We start from the raw sequence: 15,413 nt of genomic DNA on the forward strand, positions 1-15,413 counted from the left end.
CCGCGCCGACAACTCCGGTATGGCGGGCGTGGTTTCGGCCTGAACTCGGGACAACTTTCGCGTCGTTTCGACGGACGTCGAGTTGTTCAGAAAGCGCCAACAGTTAACGCGACGATGTGCCAACAAGGTTGTCCACAGGACGATGGCTTTGCATGAACCGAAGTCCGCGCGCGGAACGCCGTTCGAAGTGTTCGCGACGTTTCTCAAACTCGGCCTGACATCGTTCGGCGGACCAGTCGCGCACATCGGCTACTTTCGCGCTGAATTCGTCGAACGCCGGAAATGGCTCGACGACACGAGCTTCACCGATCTCGTCGCGCTATGTCAGTTCCTTCCGGGGCCGGCGAGCAGCCAGGTCGGAATCGCGATCGGCTTCGCGCGCGCAGGATGGATCGGCGCGCTGGCGGCATGGACCGGCTTCACGTTGCCGTCCGCGATTGCGCTGATTCTCTTCGCCCTCGGCCTGGCGCACTCGGCGCAGCTGATTCACTCCGGGATCGTGCACGGTCTCAAGCTCGCGGCGGTCGCCATCGTCGCGCAAGCGGTGTGGGGCATGAAGACGTCGCTGTGTCCGGACCGGTTGCGGGCCGGCATCGCCGTGGCCGCCGCGTTGATCGCGCTGACCGTGCCGTCGGCCGCCGGGCAATTGGGCGCCATCGCGTTCGGCGGAATCATCGGCTGGCGGATGTTGACGCTGACGCATCTGGCGTCGGCGAAGCATCGGCGATATGGCATCGGCAGAACGCAGGGCGCGATGCTGCTCGCGGTTTTTTTCGTGCTGCTCGCTTTGCTGCCGGGCGTCGCCGGTTGGACCGGCGCGAACTGGCTCGCGATGGCGTCGGTGTTTTACCGGTCGGGCTCGCTCGTTTTCGGCGGCGGGCACGTCGTGTTGCCGCTGCTTCAGGCGAGCGTCGTGCCGAACGGATGGGTGCCCAACGATGTTTTTCTCGCCGGATATGGCGCGGCCCAAGCCGTACCGGGGCCGCTCTTTACCTTCGCCGCGTTTCTGGGCGCGGTGATGCCCGCGCCGCTCGGCGGATGGATCGGCGGTTTCGCGATGCTCGTCGCCATGTTCCTGCCCGCGTTTCTGCTCGTGCTCGGCGCACTGCCGTTCTGGGAGACGTTGCGTCAGCGGGACGCGATACAGCGCGCGATGGGCGGCGTGAACGCGGCGGTCGTCGGCATTCTCGGCGCGGCGCTGTACGACCCGGTCTGGACGAGCGCCGTGCATTCGCGTGCGGATGTCGCGCTGGCGTTGGCCGCGTTCGGTTTGCTCGTCGTGGGGCGCGTGTCTCCGGTGATCGTCGTGGCGCTGACCGCGATCGGCGGATGGATGATCGGCGCGTGAAAATGAAAAAGGTCCGCGACATGCGCGGACCTCTTTATTCTTTTTCAGCCGATCAACCGACCTTATTCCACCGTCACCGACTTAGCCAGATTGCGCGGCTTGTCGACATCCGTCCCGCGTGCACACGCCGTGTGATACGCGAGCAACTGCAGCGGCACGACGTGCAGGATCGGCGACAACGCGCCGTAATGCTCCGGCATGCGGATCACATGGATGCCGTCCTCGCTGACGATGCGCGTATCGGCATCCGCGAACACGTACAGTTCGCCGCCGCGCGCGCGCACTTCCTGCATGTTCGACTTCAGCTTTTCGAGCAGCGCGTCGTTCGGCGCGACGGTCACGACCGGCATCGCCTCGGTGACGAGCGCGAGCGGCCCGTGCTTCAGCTCGCCCGCCGGATACGCTTCAGCGTGGATGTACGAAATTTCCTTGAGCTTCAACGCGCCTTCGAGTGCGATCGGATAATGCAGGCCGCGGCCGAGGAACAGCGCATTCTCCTTGCGCGCGAACTCTTCCGACCACGCGATGATCTGCGGCTCCAGCGCGAGCACGCTGTTCAGCGCAGCCGGCAAGTGGCGCAGTTGCGTGAAGTACGCCGCTTCGCGCTTCGCGTCGACGTGACCGCGCATCTTCGCGAGCGTCACCGCGAGCACGAAGAGACCGACGAGCTGCGTCGTGAACGCCTTCGTCGATGCCACGCCGATTTCGGTGCCCGCGTGCGTCAGGAATGCGAGTTCGGTCTGGCGCACCATCGCGCTCGTCGCGACGTTGCACACGGCGAGCGTGTGCTTGTGGCCGAGCGACTGCGCGTGCTTGAGCGCGGCGAGCGTGTCGGCGGTTTCGCCCGATTGCGAAATCACGACGACCAGCGCCTTTGGATTCGGCACCGATTCGCGATAACGATATTCGCTCGCGATCTCGACCTGCGTCGGAATCTTCGCGATCGATTCGAGCCAGTATTTCGCCGTCACGCCCGAGTAGTAGCTCGTGCCGCACGCGAGAATGAGAATGCTGTCGACCTGCGAGAACGCGTCGCGCGCCGCTTCACCGAAGAGGCTCGGGCTGAACTCGTCGGCTTGCGGAATCGTGTCGGTGATCGCGCGCGGCTGCTCGAAAATTTCCTTTTGCATGAAATGGCGATACGGCCCGAGCTCGACCGCGCCGCCGTACGCCGTCACCACGCGCACTTCGCGCTCGGCGGGTACACCTTCGCGATCGACGATCTTCACGCCTTCGAGACCGATCTCGACAACATCGCCTTCTTCGAGGAACGCGAAGCGGTCCGTGCTGCCGGCGAGCGCGAGCGCATCGGAAGCCAGGAAGTTTTCGCCCTCGCCCACGCCGACGACGAGCGGCGAACCCTGACGTGCGCCGACGACCGTATGCGGCTGATTCCGGTGCATCACCGCGATCGCATACGCGCCGTGCAGTTGCTTCACGGCCTCGCGCACGGTTTGAAAGAGATCGCCGCGATACATGCTGTGAATCAGATGCGCGATGACTTCGGTGTCGGTCTGCGACACGAACTCGTAGCCCTTGCCCTTCAGCATTTCGCGCAGCGACTCGTAGTTCTCGATGATGCCGTTGTGCACGAGCGCGACGGTATCGCGCGAGAAGATCGGATGCGCGTTGTCGGTGACGGGCGCGCCGTGCGTGGCCCAGCGCGTGTGCGCGATGCCGGTCATGCCGCCGAGGTTCGTCTCGCGCACTTGCGCGTCGAGATCGGATACGCGCGCGACGCTGCGCGCGCGGCGCGGCTCGCCGTTGCTCAGAACGGCCACGCCGCACGAGTCGTAGCCGCGATATTCGAGCCGGCGCAGACCTTCGACCAGCACCGAGACGATGTTACGTTGCGCTACCGCGCCGACAATTCCGCACATGGACGTTCTTCCTCTGAGACTTGCATTCGAAAGCGCGATGCACGATGCGCCGCGCGCGTTGGGCTGAATCTGACGTACAGCCTTACGACTTCTTCTTGACCGGGCGCACGTAGCCCGTCTTGCTCACTTGCGACTTCTCATTGAGCACCAGCTCGCCTTCGCCAACGTCCTTCCATACTGTCGTGCCGGCCGCGATCGTCACGCCGCGGCCCACGCGCACCGGCGCGACCAGTTGCGTATCCGAGCCGACGAACACGTCGTCCTCGATCACCGTGCGATGCTTGTTCGCGCCGTCGTAATTACAGGTGATGGTGCCCGCGCCGATGTTCACGCGCGCGCCGACATCCGAATCGCCGATATAGCTGAGATGGTTCGCCTTCGAGCCGCGCCCGAACACCGCATTCTTCACTTCGACGAAGTTGCCGACATGCGCTTCATCGCCGAGCGTCGCGCCCGGACGCAGCCGCGCGTACGGACCGAGCACGACGTTCGCGCCCGTCTTGCCGCCTTCGATGTGCGTGTACGCATCGATTCGCGTGCCCGCGCCGATGGTCGCGTCGCGGATCACGCAGTTCGGGCCGATCGTCACGTTGTCGGCGAGCGTCACGCGTCCTTCGAAGACGCAGTTCACGTCGATCGACACATCCGCGCCGCATTCGAGCGTGCCGCGCACGTCGATGCGCGCCGGGTCCATCAGCGTCACGCCCGCATCGAGCAGCGCGTTCGCGACATTGCGCTGATGGATGCGCTCCAGCTCCGCGAGCTGGATCTTGCTGTTCACGCCGAGCGTTTCCCATTCGGCGTCCGGCTGCGCGGTGACGACTTCGACGCCCGCTTCGATCGCGCGCTCGACGACGTCCGTCAGATAGAACTCGCCCTGCGCGTTGTTGTTCTTCAGCGACGCGAGCCACGATTCGAGCGTGCGCGTCGGCGTGATGACGATGCCCGTATTGATTTCCGCGATGCGCCGTTCTTCCTCGCTCGCATCCTTTTGCTCGACGATCTTCTTCACCTTGCCCGCGGCGTCGCGCACGATGCGCCCGTAGCCCGTCGGATCGCCCACGTTCACGGTCAGGACGCCGTAGCGCTCCGCGCCCGCGGCGGCGATCAGACGTTCGAGCGTGCTCGCACGCGTGAGCGGCACGTCGCCGTACAGCACGAGCGTCGGAACCGATGGATCGAGCAGCGGCAGCGCCTGCTGCACGGCGTGTCCCGTGCCGAGTTGTTTGTCCTGCAGAGCGAACTGGACGTCCGGCGCGCCGACGGCCTCGCGAACCTTGTCCGCGCCATGTCCGACGACGACGACGAGCCGCGTCGGCGACAGCGTGCGCGCCGTATCGATGACGTGCGCGAGCAGCGGTTTGCCCGCCAATGGATGAAGCACTTTCGGCAGGGCGGAGCGCATGCGCTTGCCCATGCCGGCAGCCAGAATCACGATGTTCATCGCTGAAAGCCTTGCTGGTATGACGAGCCGCCAATTTATCACGCGGCTCTTTGGCGCAATGCGGCGAAACCCACGCTGCGCCTTATTGGATAAAGGTTACAGGTCGTCGAACTGCACAATTGAAACCGTGCCGGACGTTCCTGACGGTTCGGTCGCACACGGTTCCTCGTCGAACGCGATATCGCCTTGCGGATCGGCCTCGCCCGTCGCGCGCAATCCGGCGAACGGGAAAAGTTTGCTGTCCATCAGATGCGACGGCACCACGTTCGACAGCGCGTTGAACATGTTTTCCACGCGCCCCGGAAAACGCTTGTCCCATTCTCGGACCAGCGCCTTCATTTCCGCGCGCTTCAGATTCGGCTGGCTGCCGCACAGATTGCACGGAATGATCGGGAATTCGCGCAGTTCGGCGTATTTTTCGAGATCGACTTCCTTCACGTACGCGAGCGGACGAATGACGATGTTCTTGCCGTCATCGGATTGCAGCTTGGGCGGCATGCCCTTCAGCTTGCCGCCGTAGAACATGTTGAGCAGCAGCGTCTGCAGGATGTCGTCGCGATGATGTCCGAGCGCGATCTTCGTCGCGCCGAGCTCGCCCGCGACTCGATACAAAATGCCCCGGCGCAGTCGCGAGCAGAGCGAACATGTCGTCTTGCCTTCCGGCACGAGCCGCTTGACGATGCTGTACGTGTCCTGATTCTCGATATGAAACGGAATGTCGAGCTTGCTCAGATATTCCGGCAGCACGTGTTCCGGAAAGCCCGGCTGCTTCTGATCGAGATTGACGGCGACGATCTCGAAGTTGATCGGCGCGCGCTCGCGCAGGCGCATGAGGATGTCGAGCATCGCGTAGCTGTCCTTGCCGCCGGACAGGCACACCATGACCTTGTCGCCTTCCTCGATCATGTTGAAGTCGCCGATCGCCTCGCCGACCTGGCGCGCGATGCGCTTGAACAGCTTGTTGTTCTCGTACGCTTCCTTTTGCTGGCGCTTCGTCAGCGCCTCGCGCACCGGCTTTTGCGCTTCTGCGGTTTCGGCTGCGGCTTCGATCGTGTCGCGCGCGTTCATGCTCGTTCCTCTTTGATGCGGAAGACTTCGACGCCGACCGCGTCGCAATCGGGATAGACGTCGGGCTTTTCCGTCGACACGGCCACGGCGCGCACGTTCGGATGCGCGAGCAGCGCGGCCGCGACGTCGTCGCACAGCGTTTCCTGCAAATGGATGTGTCCGCGCTTCACGCGCTCGGCGATGGTCGAGCGCATGAAATCGTAGTCGACGACTTCGGCGAGCTTGTCGGCGACGGGCGTCGACAGCGCGAGCGGCACGTACAGCTCGACGTTGATGACGACACGTTGCTCGCCGCGCTTTTCGAAGTCATGCACACCGATGTTGATGCGAACTTCGTAGTTACGCAGAAAAAGCCGCCGGCAATCGGTCAGCCGGGGGTGCGAAAGTGCGGCAAGCATGTTGGTTCCAATATTCAGTGGCGCGTTTCAGGACTTTTGCGCGCCGATCATGTACATGACGTCGCGCGGACTCGGCACGAGATGCTGGCCGCCGTCGACGACGAGCGTCGTGCCGGTCACGCCGTGCGCGTTCGCGAGATAACACGCGGCCTGCGCGACGTCGTCGACCGTCGATGCGCGGTTGAGCGGCGTCACGCGATGCGCCGTCTCGAACGACGCGGGCGTCTGCCCGGCGGAAATCAGCGTCAGACCGGGCGCGAGGCCGACGACGCGCAGTTTCGGACCCAGCGCCTGCGCGAGCGCGATGGTGGCGTTTTCGAGCGCCGCCTTCGTCAGCGTGTACGACAGGTAGTCCGGGTTCATGTTGTACAGCTTCTGATCCAGCACGTTGATGACGACGCCGCGTTGCGCGTCATCGACGGTTGCGGACTCGGGAGTGATCTCGTGCAGCATGCGCGCGAGCGTGAGCGGCGCCGCGACGTTGACGGCGGTCATCTCGAGCAGCTTCGCGTAGCCGAAGTCGATGGCCGTATCTTCGTCGAAACGCGACGCGCAGTTCACCACGCAGTTCAGACCGCCGAACGCTTCGGCGCACGCCGGCACGAGCCGTTCTACCTCGGCCTCGACGGCGAGATCCGCTTTCAGTGCAACCGCGCGGCGCCCGAGCGACTCGATATCCGCGACGGTTTCGCGCGCTTCATGCGCCGAGTGGCCGTAATGCACGACCACATCCCAGCCTTGCCGCGCGAATTCGAGCGCGACGCCGCGCCCGATGCGTTTCGCCGCGCCGGTCACGAGCACGGCGCGCGCACGCGAAACGGAACCGGATGACGACGTGTTGACGGAAGAAAACGGCGTGGAAGCGCTCATTTACAATACTGGGATGAATCCGAATGCCAGACAATCCGATAGTTTACCTGCTCCGGGCGCCGACGCGCTCGCGCAGTCCGAAGCGCTCACCGACCTGATCCGCAGGCGCATTGCCGCGGCGGGCGGCTGGTTGCCGTTCGACCGCTATATGGACCTCGCGCTGTACGCGCCCGGCCTCGGCTATTACGGCGGCGGAGCAATGAAATTCGGCCGCCGCGCGGAAGACGGCAGCGATTTCGTCACCGCGCCGGAACTGTCCCCGCTTTTCGCGACGACGCTCGCGCGGCCTGTCGCGCAGGCGTTGCAACAAAGCGACACGAAGCAGTTGATGGAATTCGGCGCGGGCACCGGCAGGCTCGCGGCGGGCTTGGTGAACGCGCTCGCCGAACTCGATGTCGCCTTCGACAGCTACACGATCGTCGATCTTTCGGGCGAGTTGCGCGAACGTCAGCGCGAGACCATCGAGAAGGACGCGCCGGCGCTCGCCGCGAAGGTGAAATGGCTCGACGCGCTGCCCGATGCGTTCGAGGGCGTCGTGATCGGCAACGAAGTGCTCGACGCGATGCCTGTGCGTTTGGTCGTGCGCAAGCTCGGCGCGTGGCACGAGCGTGGCGTCGTGGCGCTGAACGACCGCTTTGCCTTCGATGACCGGCCGATCGCGCCGGACGCGCAGGTCGAACTGATCGATGCCGCCATCGATGAAGCCAACGACGAGCCTTTTGCCGAATATGTGACGGAGACGCACGAGGCCGCGCTCGCGTTCACGAAGACCGTCTGCACGATGCTTGTGCGCGGTGCGGCATTTTTCATCGACTATGGTTTTCCGCGACGCGAGTTCTATCACGCGCAGCGCGCGGCGGGCACGCTGATGTGTCACTACCGGCATCGCGCGCATTCGGATCCGTTTCTGTATCCGGGATTGCAGGACATCACGGCGCATGTCGAGTTTACGGGCATCGCGGAAGCAGGCGTCGAAGCGGGTGCGGATTTGCTCGGATTTACGTCGCAGGCGCGGTTTCTGATGAATGCCGGCATCACCGATGTGCTCAGCGATCTCGATCCCGCTGATGTGAAGCGCTTTTTGCCTGCTGCGAATGCCGTGCAGAAGCTGCTTTCGGAGGCGGAAATGGGCGAGTTGTTCAAGGTGATCGCGTTTTCGCGCGGCATTCCCGGAATGCTGGATGCGTTTTCGGCCGGCGATCGGTCTCATACGCTATGAGTAAGCGATCATGATCCGCTGGCTGCTCACTACGTTTATCGCGCTCGCGATTCTTTCGGGGTCGCTGCCGTGGCTCAAGAAGATCGGCATCGGGAGGCTTCCCGGAGATTTCACGCTGCGGATATTTGGGCGGGAATATTCGTTTCCCTTTATGTCGACGCTGCTGTTGTCGGTTTTGTTGTCGTTGATTGCGCGGGCGCTTTGAGGGTTTTGGGTCCTGGCTTTGCTTTTGCTTTTGCTTTCGTTTTCGCCGGATCCCGTATTCGTGTCGGTCTATTAGCATTGCCCCTGTGCGGGGCGGCACTCACTTTCTTTGCTGCTGCAAAGAAAGTAAGCAAAGAAAGCAGCTCCTGATACGCCCGCGGTCACACGCAATTTGGGTAGTCCTCTCGTCCTTCGTGGGCTGCCTAAAGAGTGCCCTCATAGGCCCAATTGGGCTTGGCTCGCGCACGGTCTGCCACATCGCACCACACAACAAACCGGTTCAGCACCAAATAGCTCCAGCCCGCTTCGCGGCCGACCGGTCAATCGGGTCCGCGCGTGCTTCGCTACTAACATCTTTATCGCACTGCGCGCGCAAACCGATGGCTTCCTTTGCAAACCCGGCGGCAGCGCGTAGCGCTGTGCCGAAGCTCTTTCGTGCTGAACCGGCGTTCTCAACGGTTTCGGGCGGCGGACCGTGCGCGATCCAAGCCCGGTTATTGTGATGAGGGCACTCTTTAGGCGAGTGCCATCGAGGACGAGAGAACTACCCAAATTGCGTGTGACCGCGGGCCTGAAAAGCTGCTTTCTTTGCCTACTTTCTTTGCAGCAGCAAAGAAAGTAGGTGCCGCCCCGCACAGGGGCAACGCTAATCGACCGACACGAACACGGGATCCGGCGAAAACAAAAAACAAACGAACCGCAGGACAAAGCAAAACAAAGCAAAACAAGAAGCCGTCAAACCCCCAGAGCGCCTTTCACCGCCGCGACCCGCGCATCATGCACGGCATCCTTGATCTTGGAAGGATTAGAAGCAAACGCCTGCGCAACGGCCCCGGCATCGACCGCACGAGCCGCAACCAACGCCTCCCGCAAACGCTCAGCCTGCGGATAAGCCTGCTGCTCCAACCCAAGCCGCCCACGCGCATCCGCGACACAAGCCTGTAGCGCTTCAGCAAACCGCGCAGGCTTGCGTATCGCATCCGATCGCTCGAACAGCCTGACGAGCGCCGCCGCGCCCATCTCCATCACGCGATGAATATTCCCGTGCTCACGCGCGACGAGCATCGCCAGATCGCGGCATTCGTTCGGCACGCGCAAGCGCTCGCACAAAGGCCGCAAGAGGTCGACGCTGCGTCCCTCATGGCCGATATGCCGCGGCAAAACATGCTCCGGCGTCGTCGCCTTGCCAAGATCGTGCGTCAGCGCCGCGAAGCGCACCGGCAACGCGAATCCCTGCGACGCCGCGTAGTCGAGCACCATCATCACGTGCACGCCGGTATCCACTTCCGGGTGATAGTCCGCGCGCTGCGGCACGCCCCACAACGCATCCACCTCCGGCAGAATCCGCGCGAGCGCGCCGCATCCGCGCAGCACGTCGAACATGCGCGACGGCTTCTTTTCCATCAGCCCGCGCGACACTTCCTGCCACACACGCTCGGCGACGAGCGCATCGACTTCGCCCGCCGCGACCATCCGCTTCATCAGCTCGGCGGTTTCGGGCGCGACATCGAAATCCGCGAAACGCGCCGCAAAACGCGCGAGTCGCAGAATACGCACCGGATCCTCGATGAACGCATCGCCGACATGCCTGAACAACTTGTTCTTCAGATCGCTCTGCCCGTCGAACGGATCGATCACCGGACCGGTCAGCTCGCCCGCCGGCGTGACTTCGCGCGCCATCGCGTTGATCGTGAGATCGCGGCGCGCGAGATCTTCCTCGAGCGTCACATCCGGCGAATAGTAGAACTGGAAGCCGTGATAACCCGCCGCCGTCTTGCGCTCCGTGCGCGCGAGCGCGTATTCCTCGTGCGTCTGCGGATGCAAAAACACCGGAAAGTCCTTGCCGACCGGCCGATAACCCTGCGCCACCATCTGCTCCGGCGTCGCGCCGACGACGACGTAATCGCGATCCACCACCGGCACGCCGAGCAATTCGTCGCGGATCGCGCCGCCGACTGCGTAGATGTTCATCGCGCTTCCTCGCGCGCGCCGTCGATCCACGCCGCGACCGCGGGCAGCGCCGTCACGCGCTTCGCATAATCGAGCGACGTCGCGCTCAGTTCAGGCGCGTAGGTGTTGAAGCGCATGACGACCGGGGCGAACATCGCGTCCGCGATACCGAACTCGCCGAACAAAAACGGCCCGCCCGATTTCGCCAGGCACTCCGCCCAGATCGCCTCGATGCGCGCGATGTTCGCGAGCGCGCCCGGCGTCGCGCCCGCGCCCGGCGCGCGCGTCGTGATTTCCATCGGCATGTTCTCGCGCAAGTCCGCGAAACCCGCGTGCATTTCCGCGCTGATGCTGCGGGCGCGCGCGCGGAGAGCCGCATCGCGTGGCCACATCGCGTGTTCGGGATGCGCCTCGGCGATCGTTTCGACGATCGCGAGCGACTCCCACACGGAATCGCCCGCATCGGTGATGAGGCACGGCACCTTGCCGGACGGCGACACTTCGAGAATCTTCGCTTTCGTGTCGGGCTGGCCGAGGCGGATCAGCGTCTCTTCGAACGGGATGCCGAAATGTTTGAGCAGCACCCACGGGCGCATCGACCAGGAAGAATTGAACTTGTCACCGATAACGAGTTTCATGCGATCACAAAAAGAAGATTAACGATGCGCGGTTGCGCGATATCCGTTGAAGCGCGAGCGCGGCGAGTTGCCGCTCAGATACAGCGGCGCGATGGTCTCGATGCTCGCCGGCTCGTCGATGCCCAGTTCCGGCGCAAGCGGCCCGCTCGCGATGCTCGGCGTCTTCATCGAATCGAGATTGTCGCGCGAGATGACGGGCTGGCCGGGCGCCATTTCCATCGTCATCGCCTGCAGGCGGCCGAGGCTCTCCGGCAGCTTGATGATGCGCGAATGCTTGCCGATGGTCGCGCCCGCGAAACGCACCAGTTCCGCGAGCGTGTAGACGCTCGGCCCGGCGAGCTCGTAGACATGGCCATTGGCGGCGTCGAGATCGAGCACGTTGACCATCGCCTTCGCCACGTCGCCGACGAAGACCGGCTGAAACTGCGCATCGGCACAAGCGAGCGGAATCACCGGGAACATGCGTTCCAGAAACGCAAACTGATTCAGCAGATTGTCCTCCGGACCGAACACGACGGAACTGCGAAAGACCGTCCAGTCGAGTCCGGATTCTCGGACGATCTTTTCGCCGTCGCCCTTCGAACGCAGATACATGCTCGGGCCCGCCGGATCGGCGCCGATCGCGCTCATATGCAACAGACGCCGCACGCCCTTCGCCTCGCACGCGGCGGCGATCTTCCGCGGCAGTTCGACATGCGCTTTCGCGAACTCCGGCCCGTACGGATCGTCGCGCCGTCCCTGAAGAATGCCGACGAGATTGATCACGGCATCGCTCTGATCGATGAACGCGGCGAGTTGCACGGGATCGTGCACATCGGTCTCGATGACGTCGACGGGCAACAGCGTGAGATGCGCGGCGTTCGAGCGCCGTCGCGTCGCGACGCGCACGTTCTTGCCGAGATCGACGAGCGCATTGACGAGATGGCTGCCGATGAATCCCGAACCGCCGATCAACGCTATATGTTGGTGTCGCATAGTTCGCCTCTTGGGTCGCGGCCTGACGAATGCGGCTTCAGTTCAGAACGCCGGCGCAGAAATGAAAACGCCCGCGCGTCCTGTCGTTCGACGCGCGGGCGTGAAGCTTCGTTTCAGACGGTCAGGGTGCGATGTAGCCCAGACGCGCCTTCAACGACTGCGGACGGCCTTCGAACAGCGCCGCGTAATAGACGGTGTTCGACAGCACGTTCTTCACGTAATCGCGAGTCTCGGTGAAAGGGATCGTTTCAGCAAAAACCGCGCCCTCGACGGGTGCGCGCAAGTCCTGACGCCACTGCTTCGGCCGGCCCGGCCCCGCGTTGTAGCCAGCGGTCGCGAGCACGGGCGAGTTATCGAATTGATTGTAGATCATCGACAGGTAATTCGTGCCGAGCAGGATATTGGTGTTGATGTCGTTCATCTGCGCGCGCGACACCGTGCCAAGACCGATCTTCTTCGCGACGAGTTGCGCCGTGCCCGGCATCAGTTGCATCAGGCCGCCCGCGCCGACTTCCGACCGCGCATTGATGATGAAACGCGATTCCTGACGGATCAGCCCGTACGCCCATTCGATGTCGAGATTGGTGTCCTTCGCGTCGCGCTCGACGATATCGCGGAACGGCGACAGATAGCGCAGCGTGAAATCGTGCTCGGCTTTCGTCTTGTCGGCGGTGTTGACCGTGCGGTCGAACATCTCGATGCGCTTCGCATACTGCGCGGCGGCGAGCAGTTGACGATCCGTCATCGTGCGCAGCGGCCAGTTCCATTCGCGGTTGCCTTCGAGCCGCATGTTCAGCGCGTAGAAACGCTGCGACAGCGCGAAGCCCGGCACCGATTGCATCTGCTCGATCTCGGCGTCGGACACCGTGGTGCGCGGCGGCACCGTGATCTTCTGACCGAGCTCTTCGAGCGCGAGCTGGCCGTAGAAGTTGTATTGATCGGCGATGCTCTGGAATTCCTGATTCGCCGTGGCCGTATCGCCGGCCTGCTTCACGGCGCGCGCATGCCAGTAGACCCACGACGGCTGGGCGCGCAGTGTGGGCGGCATCTGTTCGATGGACCAACGCACCATGTTCCAGTCGCCGATGAGGAGCGCGCTGCGCGTGCGCCATTCGTACGCCGGGTTGGACAATTGCGCGTTCGCCGACAGCCGATACCAGTCGGCCGCCGACGGCATGCGCTTGATCGCCGCCTGATAGCCGATCGTGCCCCAGCCGGTCGCGCGCTCCGCGGGCGTGAGACTCGGCGCGACGGAACTGAACGTGGCGGCGGCCATCGCCGGATCGTTGCGGGCGAGGCGCGTGACCGCGAGCAGCGTCAGCTGATGCGCCGGCGTGTTGGGCATCACGCCGCGCGCGAGATAGAGCGGCGGCTTGTTGACGGCGTCGTCGAAGAGCGAATCCTTCGGCTTTTCCTGGCCGAGCGCGTCGACGATATTCGAACCCGTCGACGTGTAGTTCTGCTCGTAGGCAAGGCGGATCTGCTGCCAGACATCGTCGCTCGTGAACTGGCCGGACGCCGCGAGCGCGCCGATCAGATCGACGCAACCGTCGCCATACCATTTCGGCTCGACGAGCAGCGCGCGCGCCGCATCCGCGACGTTCTCGCCGCGCGACAAACGCGCTTCGAGCGCATAGCACTTGACCTGCGTGTCGTCGTTGAGAACGAAACGGGAATACTGCTGCTCGAAGTTCTTCCAGTCGTGACGGCCGCCGAGCACGACGAGATAGTCGTTGCGCAGGCGGTCCGCAATCGCCTGGCCGTCGTAGCGCTGCAGGAACGAGAGCACCGGCGCGTCGGGCGCGTCGAGGCGCGCGTGGCCCTGCGAATCGAAAAGCTGCGGCTTGATCGTGAAGTATTCGATGTAGCTCGGCGCCGGGTAATTCGGAATCTGGGCGGCGAGCATCGCGGCCTTGCCCGCATCGTTCGCGCGCGCGGCATCGCGCAGCTGCAGGAAGACGCGGTCGTCGGACGTGGGGGAGAAATCTGCATCGGGACGGACGGCGGAGGCCGTGCCGCAGGCGACGAGCGTCGCGGCGGCAAGGGCTGCGCCGACCGCGAGATATACTCGGTTGAGGCGTTTTGACATCTTTATTTCTGGAGCGCGAATGGTCTTGAACCGGGTCCTGAGATCGGAGGAAAGCATAGCACGCAACGTTTGCGACGAACCCAAGCGTGAGCCGAAAAGCGCCTTGCGCGCGACCCTTCTCGCGAAGCGCGAGGCGCAACAGGAGCAAGCCGGCCAGGACGCACGAAACGAGGCGCTCGCGATCCGTCTTCAGGAAGTGCTCGCGCGGCACGAAGCGCGCTGCGTCGGGTTTTACTGGCCGGTCGCGGGCGAATTCGACGCGCGCGACGCGCTCACGCGCTGGCTCGCCGCCGACGCCACGCGCAGCGCCGCGCTGCCGGTCGTCGTGAAACCGCACGCGCCGATGGTCTTCCACGCCTGGCGCGCCGACTCGCCGATGAAAGAAGGCCGCTACCGTATTCCGGTGCCCGCTGAAGAGAAAGCCGTGGTGCCCGAACTGCTGCTGATTCCGTGCGTCGGTTTCGATGCGGACCGGTATCGGCTGGGCTACGGCGGCGGCTATTACGACCGCACGCTCGCCGCGTGGCCGAACGGCGCGCGGCCGGTGACGATCGGCGTCGCGTACGAATCGGGTCTGTGCGCGACCTTGCCGCGCGAGACGCACGACATGCCGCTCGACGCGATCGTCACCGAATCCGCTGTCTATTAGAGCGAGGCCGCCGCGCGCGCGGCCGTATCGTAAAGGCCGGAGGCGTTGCGCATCAGTTGCGCGGCCTCGCCGATCTGCTCGTTGGTGAGGCCGCTTTCGCGCAGCGTCTCGATCAGGCAGGCTTCGCGCACTTCGCGATACTTGCCGCACAGCTCGCGGCCCGCCGGCGTCGCGGAAAAGAACACTTCCTTACCGGATTTCTCGCTCTGCACATAGCCGCGAGCGACGAGTTTTTTCAGCGCATACGTGGCAACGTGCGTGTCCTCGATGTTCAGCACGAAGCAGATGTCGGCGAGCTTCTTCTTGCGGTCGCGATGGCTCACGTGGTGCAGCAGCGACACTTCCACCGCCGTCATGTCCTTCGCGCCCGCCGCGGACATGCAGCGCACCATCCAGCGATTGAACGCGTTGCCCGCCATGATGAGGCCGTACTCGAACTCCGACAATTCCGCGCTGGCTTCGGAGACGAGATGCTCGGACGAAACGATCTTGGTGGGATGGCGCGGCATGGCGGTGACCGAATTGAAGTGCGTTGGAGTGTAGCGCAACGTCGATTTTGCGAGCGACGGCGCGCCTCGGCGAAAACCTGTATTGATAATTTCTTGATAATTTATTGACAATGTAACATTCTGCGACGGTGCGGCGTTCATCGAATCGACGAATTTCGCGCATCGCAAAGGC

General features: G+C 63.7%; 14 protein-coding genes. 4 read left to right on the forward strand and 10 right to left on the reverse strand.

What is annotated here, in order from left to right; genetic code table 11:
* Window positions 1-142: 142 nt before the first annotated feature.
* Window positions 143-1,348, forward strand: coding sequence for a chromate efflux transporter (chrA, locus tag NCR93_RS13035; RefSeq protein WP_008352649.1), 1,206 nt, complete (start codon window positions 143-145; stop codon window positions 1,346-1,348).
* A gap of 62 nt (window positions 1,349-1,410) precedes the next feature.
* Here chrA and glmS read toward each other — a convergent pair whose 3' ends face one another.
* The 5 genes from glmS to NCR93_RS13060 all read right to left on the reverse strand — a co-directional run bounded on the left by glmS (window position 1,411) and on the right by NCR93_RS13060 (window position 7,008).
* The gene (glmS, locus tag NCR93_RS13040; protein WP_034473249.1) at window positions 1,411-3,228 is read right to left on the reverse strand and encodes a glutamine--fructose-6-phosphate transaminase (isomerizing); all 1,818 of its coding nucleotides are present in this window, start codon (window positions 3,226-3,228) and stop codon (window positions 1,411-1,413) included.
* A gap of 82 nt (window positions 3,229-3,310) precedes the next feature.
* A complete protein-coding gene (gene glmU, locus NCR93_RS13045; protein ID WP_008352645.1) occupies window positions 3,311-4,672 on the reverse strand; it encodes a bifunctional UDP-N-acetylglucosamine diphosphorylase/glucosamine-1-phosphate N-acetyltransferase GlmU in 1,362 nt (453 codons plus the stop codon).
* A gap of 96 nt (window positions 4,673-4,768) precedes the next feature.
* A complete protein-coding gene (gene ttcA / locus NCR93_RS13050) occupies window positions 4,769-5,740 on the reverse strand; it encodes a tRNA 2-thiocytidine(32) synthetase TtcA (RefSeq protein ID WP_008352644.1) in 972 nt (323 codons plus the stop codon).
* Window positions 5,737-6,138, reverse strand: a complete 402-nt coding sequence (locus NCR93_RS13055) for a dihydroneopterin aldolase (protein ID WP_008352641.1) — start codon at window positions 6,136-6,138, stop codon at window positions 5,737-5,739. The genes ttcA and NCR93_RS13055 overlap by 4 nt, the downstream gene beginning before the upstream one ends.
* Before the next feature lie 27 nt (window positions 6,139-6,165).
* Window positions 6,166-7,008 (reverse strand): SDR family oxidoreductase, encoded by an 843-nt coding sequence (locus tag NCR93_RS13060; protein WP_008352640.1) that lies wholly within the window; start codon window positions 7,006-7,008, stop codon window positions 6,166-6,168.
* Between the two features lie 13 nt (window positions 7,009-7,021).
* Between NCR93_RS13060 and NCR93_RS13065 the strand changes: the two genes are divergently transcribed.
* Together NCR93_RS13065 and NCR93_RS13070 are read left to right on the forward strand one after the other, a co-directional pair.
* Complete coding sequence (locus NCR93_RS13065; protein ID WP_034473251.1) at window positions 7,022-8,227, forward strand: class I SAM-dependent methyltransferase; 1,206 nt, start codon at window positions 7,022-7,024, stop codon at window positions 8,225-8,227.
* Window positions 8,228-8,237: 10 nt separating this feature from the next.
* Window positions 8,238-8,432 carry a DUF2905 domain-containing protein gene (locus NCR93_RS13070; protein WP_008352638.1) on the forward strand — a complete coding sequence of 65 codons (195 nt, stop codon included), beginning with the start codon at window positions 8,238-8,240 and terminating at the stop codon, window positions 8,430-8,432.
* Between the two features lie 734 nt (window positions 8,433-9,166).
* On the opposite strand, the gene NCR93_RS13075 is transcribed toward NCR93_RS13070, so the two are convergent.
* The 4 genes from NCR93_RS13075 to NCR93_RS13090 form a co-directional block, all read right to left on the reverse strand.
* Window positions 9,167-10,402: a multifunctional CCA addition/repair protein gene (locus NCR93_RS13075; protein ID WP_008352637.1), complete on the reverse strand. Its 1,236-nt coding sequence runs from the start codon at window positions 10,400-10,402 to the stop codon at window positions 9,167-9,169.
* A complete protein-coding gene (locus NCR93_RS13080; RefSeq protein WP_008352636.1) occupies window positions 10,399-11,019 on the reverse strand; it encodes a glutathione S-transferase family protein in 621 nt (206 codons plus the stop codon). Before NCR93_RS13080 ends, NCR93_RS13075 begins: the two co-directional genes overlap by 4 nt.
* 18 nt (window positions 11,020-11,037) lie before the next feature.
* Window positions 11,038-11,994, reverse strand: coding sequence for a complex I NDUFA9 subunit family protein (locus NCR93_RS13085; RefSeq protein WP_008352635.1), 957 nt, complete (start codon window positions 11,992-11,994; stop codon window positions 11,038-11,040).
* A gap of 121 nt (window positions 11,995-12,115) precedes the next feature.
* Entirely contained in the window at window positions 12,116-14,083 is a 1,968-nt protein-coding gene (locus tag NCR93_RS13090) for a lytic transglycosylase domain-containing protein (RefSeq protein WP_008352634.1), read from the reverse strand.
* A 19-nt stretch (window positions 14,084-14,102) separates the two neighbouring features.
* Between NCR93_RS13090 and NCR93_RS13095 the strand changes: the two genes are divergently transcribed.
* A complete protein-coding gene (locus NCR93_RS13095) occupies window positions 14,103-14,732 on the forward strand; it encodes a 5-formyltetrahydrofolate cyclo-ligase (protein WP_008352633.1) in 630 nt (209 codons plus the stop codon).
* Here NCR93_RS13095 and NCR93_RS13100 read toward each other — a convergent pair.
* Window positions 14,729-15,241: a winged helix DNA-binding protein gene (locus tag NCR93_RS13100; RefSeq protein WP_008352632.1), complete on the reverse strand. Its 513-nt coding sequence runs from the start codon at window positions 15,239-15,241 to the stop codon at window positions 14,729-14,731. The two genes, NCR93_RS13095 and NCR93_RS13100, sit on opposite strands and share 4 nt — an antisense overlap.
* Window positions 15,242-15,413 lie beyond the last annotated feature (172 nt).

Source organism: Caballeronia sp. ATUFL_F1_KS39 (assembly GCF_023630985.1).
Classification (GTDB): domain Bacteria; phylum Pseudomonadota; class Gammaproteobacteria; order Burkholderiales; family Burkholderiaceae; genus Caballeronia; species Caballeronia zhejiangensis.

What these genes read in the sequence shown, in the direction of transcription:
- chrA (WP_008352649.1), top strand. Translation starts at nt 143, where the DNA reads ATGGCTTTGCATGAACCGAAGTCCGCGCGCGGAACGCCGTTCGAAGTG.
- glmS (WP_034473249.1), bottom strand. Translation starts at nt 3,228, where the DNA reads ATGTGCGGAATTGTCGGCGCGGTAGCGCAACGTAACATCGTCTCGGTG.
- glmU (WP_008352645.1), bottom strand. Translation starts at nt 4,672, where the DNA reads ATGAACATCGTGATTCTGGCTGCCGGCATGGGCAAGCGCATGCGCTCC.
- ttcA (WP_008352644.1), bottom strand. Translation starts at nt 5,740, where the DNA reads ATGAACGCGCGCGACACGATCGAAGCCGCAGCCGAAACCGCAGAAGCG.
- NCR93_RS13055 (WP_008352641.1), bottom strand. Translation starts at nt 6,138, where the DNA reads ATGCTTGCCGCACTTTCGCACCCCCGGCTGACCGATTGCCGGCGGCTT.
- NCR93_RS13060 (WP_008352640.1), bottom strand. Translation starts at nt 7,008, where the DNA reads ATGAGCGCTTCCACGCCGTTTTCTTCCGTCAACACGTCGTCATCCGGT.
- NCR93_RS13065 (WP_034473251.1), top strand. Translation starts at nt 7,022, where the DNA reads ATGAATCCGAATGCCAGACAATCCGATAGTTTACCTGCTCCGGGCGCC.
- NCR93_RS13070 (WP_008352638.1), top strand. Translation starts at nt 8,238, where the DNA reads ATGATCCGCTGGCTGCTCACTACGTTTATCGCGCTCGCGATTCTTTCG.
- NCR93_RS13075 (WP_008352637.1), bottom strand. Translation starts at nt 10,402, where the DNA reads ATGAACATCTACGCAGTCGGCGGCGCGATCCGCGACGAATTGCTCGGC.
- NCR93_RS13080 (WP_008352636.1), bottom strand. Translation starts at nt 11,019, where the DNA reads ATGAAACTCGTTATCGGTGACAAGTTCAATTCTTCCTGGTCGATGCGC.
- NCR93_RS13085 (WP_008352635.1), bottom strand. Translation starts at nt 11,994, where the DNA reads ATGCGACACCAACATATAGCGTTGATCGGCGGTTCGGGATTCATCGGC.
- NCR93_RS13090 (WP_008352634.1), bottom strand. Translation starts at nt 14,083, where the DNA reads ATGTCAAAACGCCTCAACCGAGTATATCTCGCGGTCGGCGCAGCCCTT.
- NCR93_RS13095 (WP_008352633.1), top strand. Translation starts at nt 14,103, where the DNA reads ATGGTCTTGAACCGGGTCCTGAGATCGGAGGAAAGCATAGCACGCAAC.
- NCR93_RS13100 (WP_008352632.1), bottom strand. Translation starts at nt 15,241, where the DNA reads ATGCCGCGCCATCCCACCAAGATCGTTTCGTCCGAGCATCTCGTCTCC.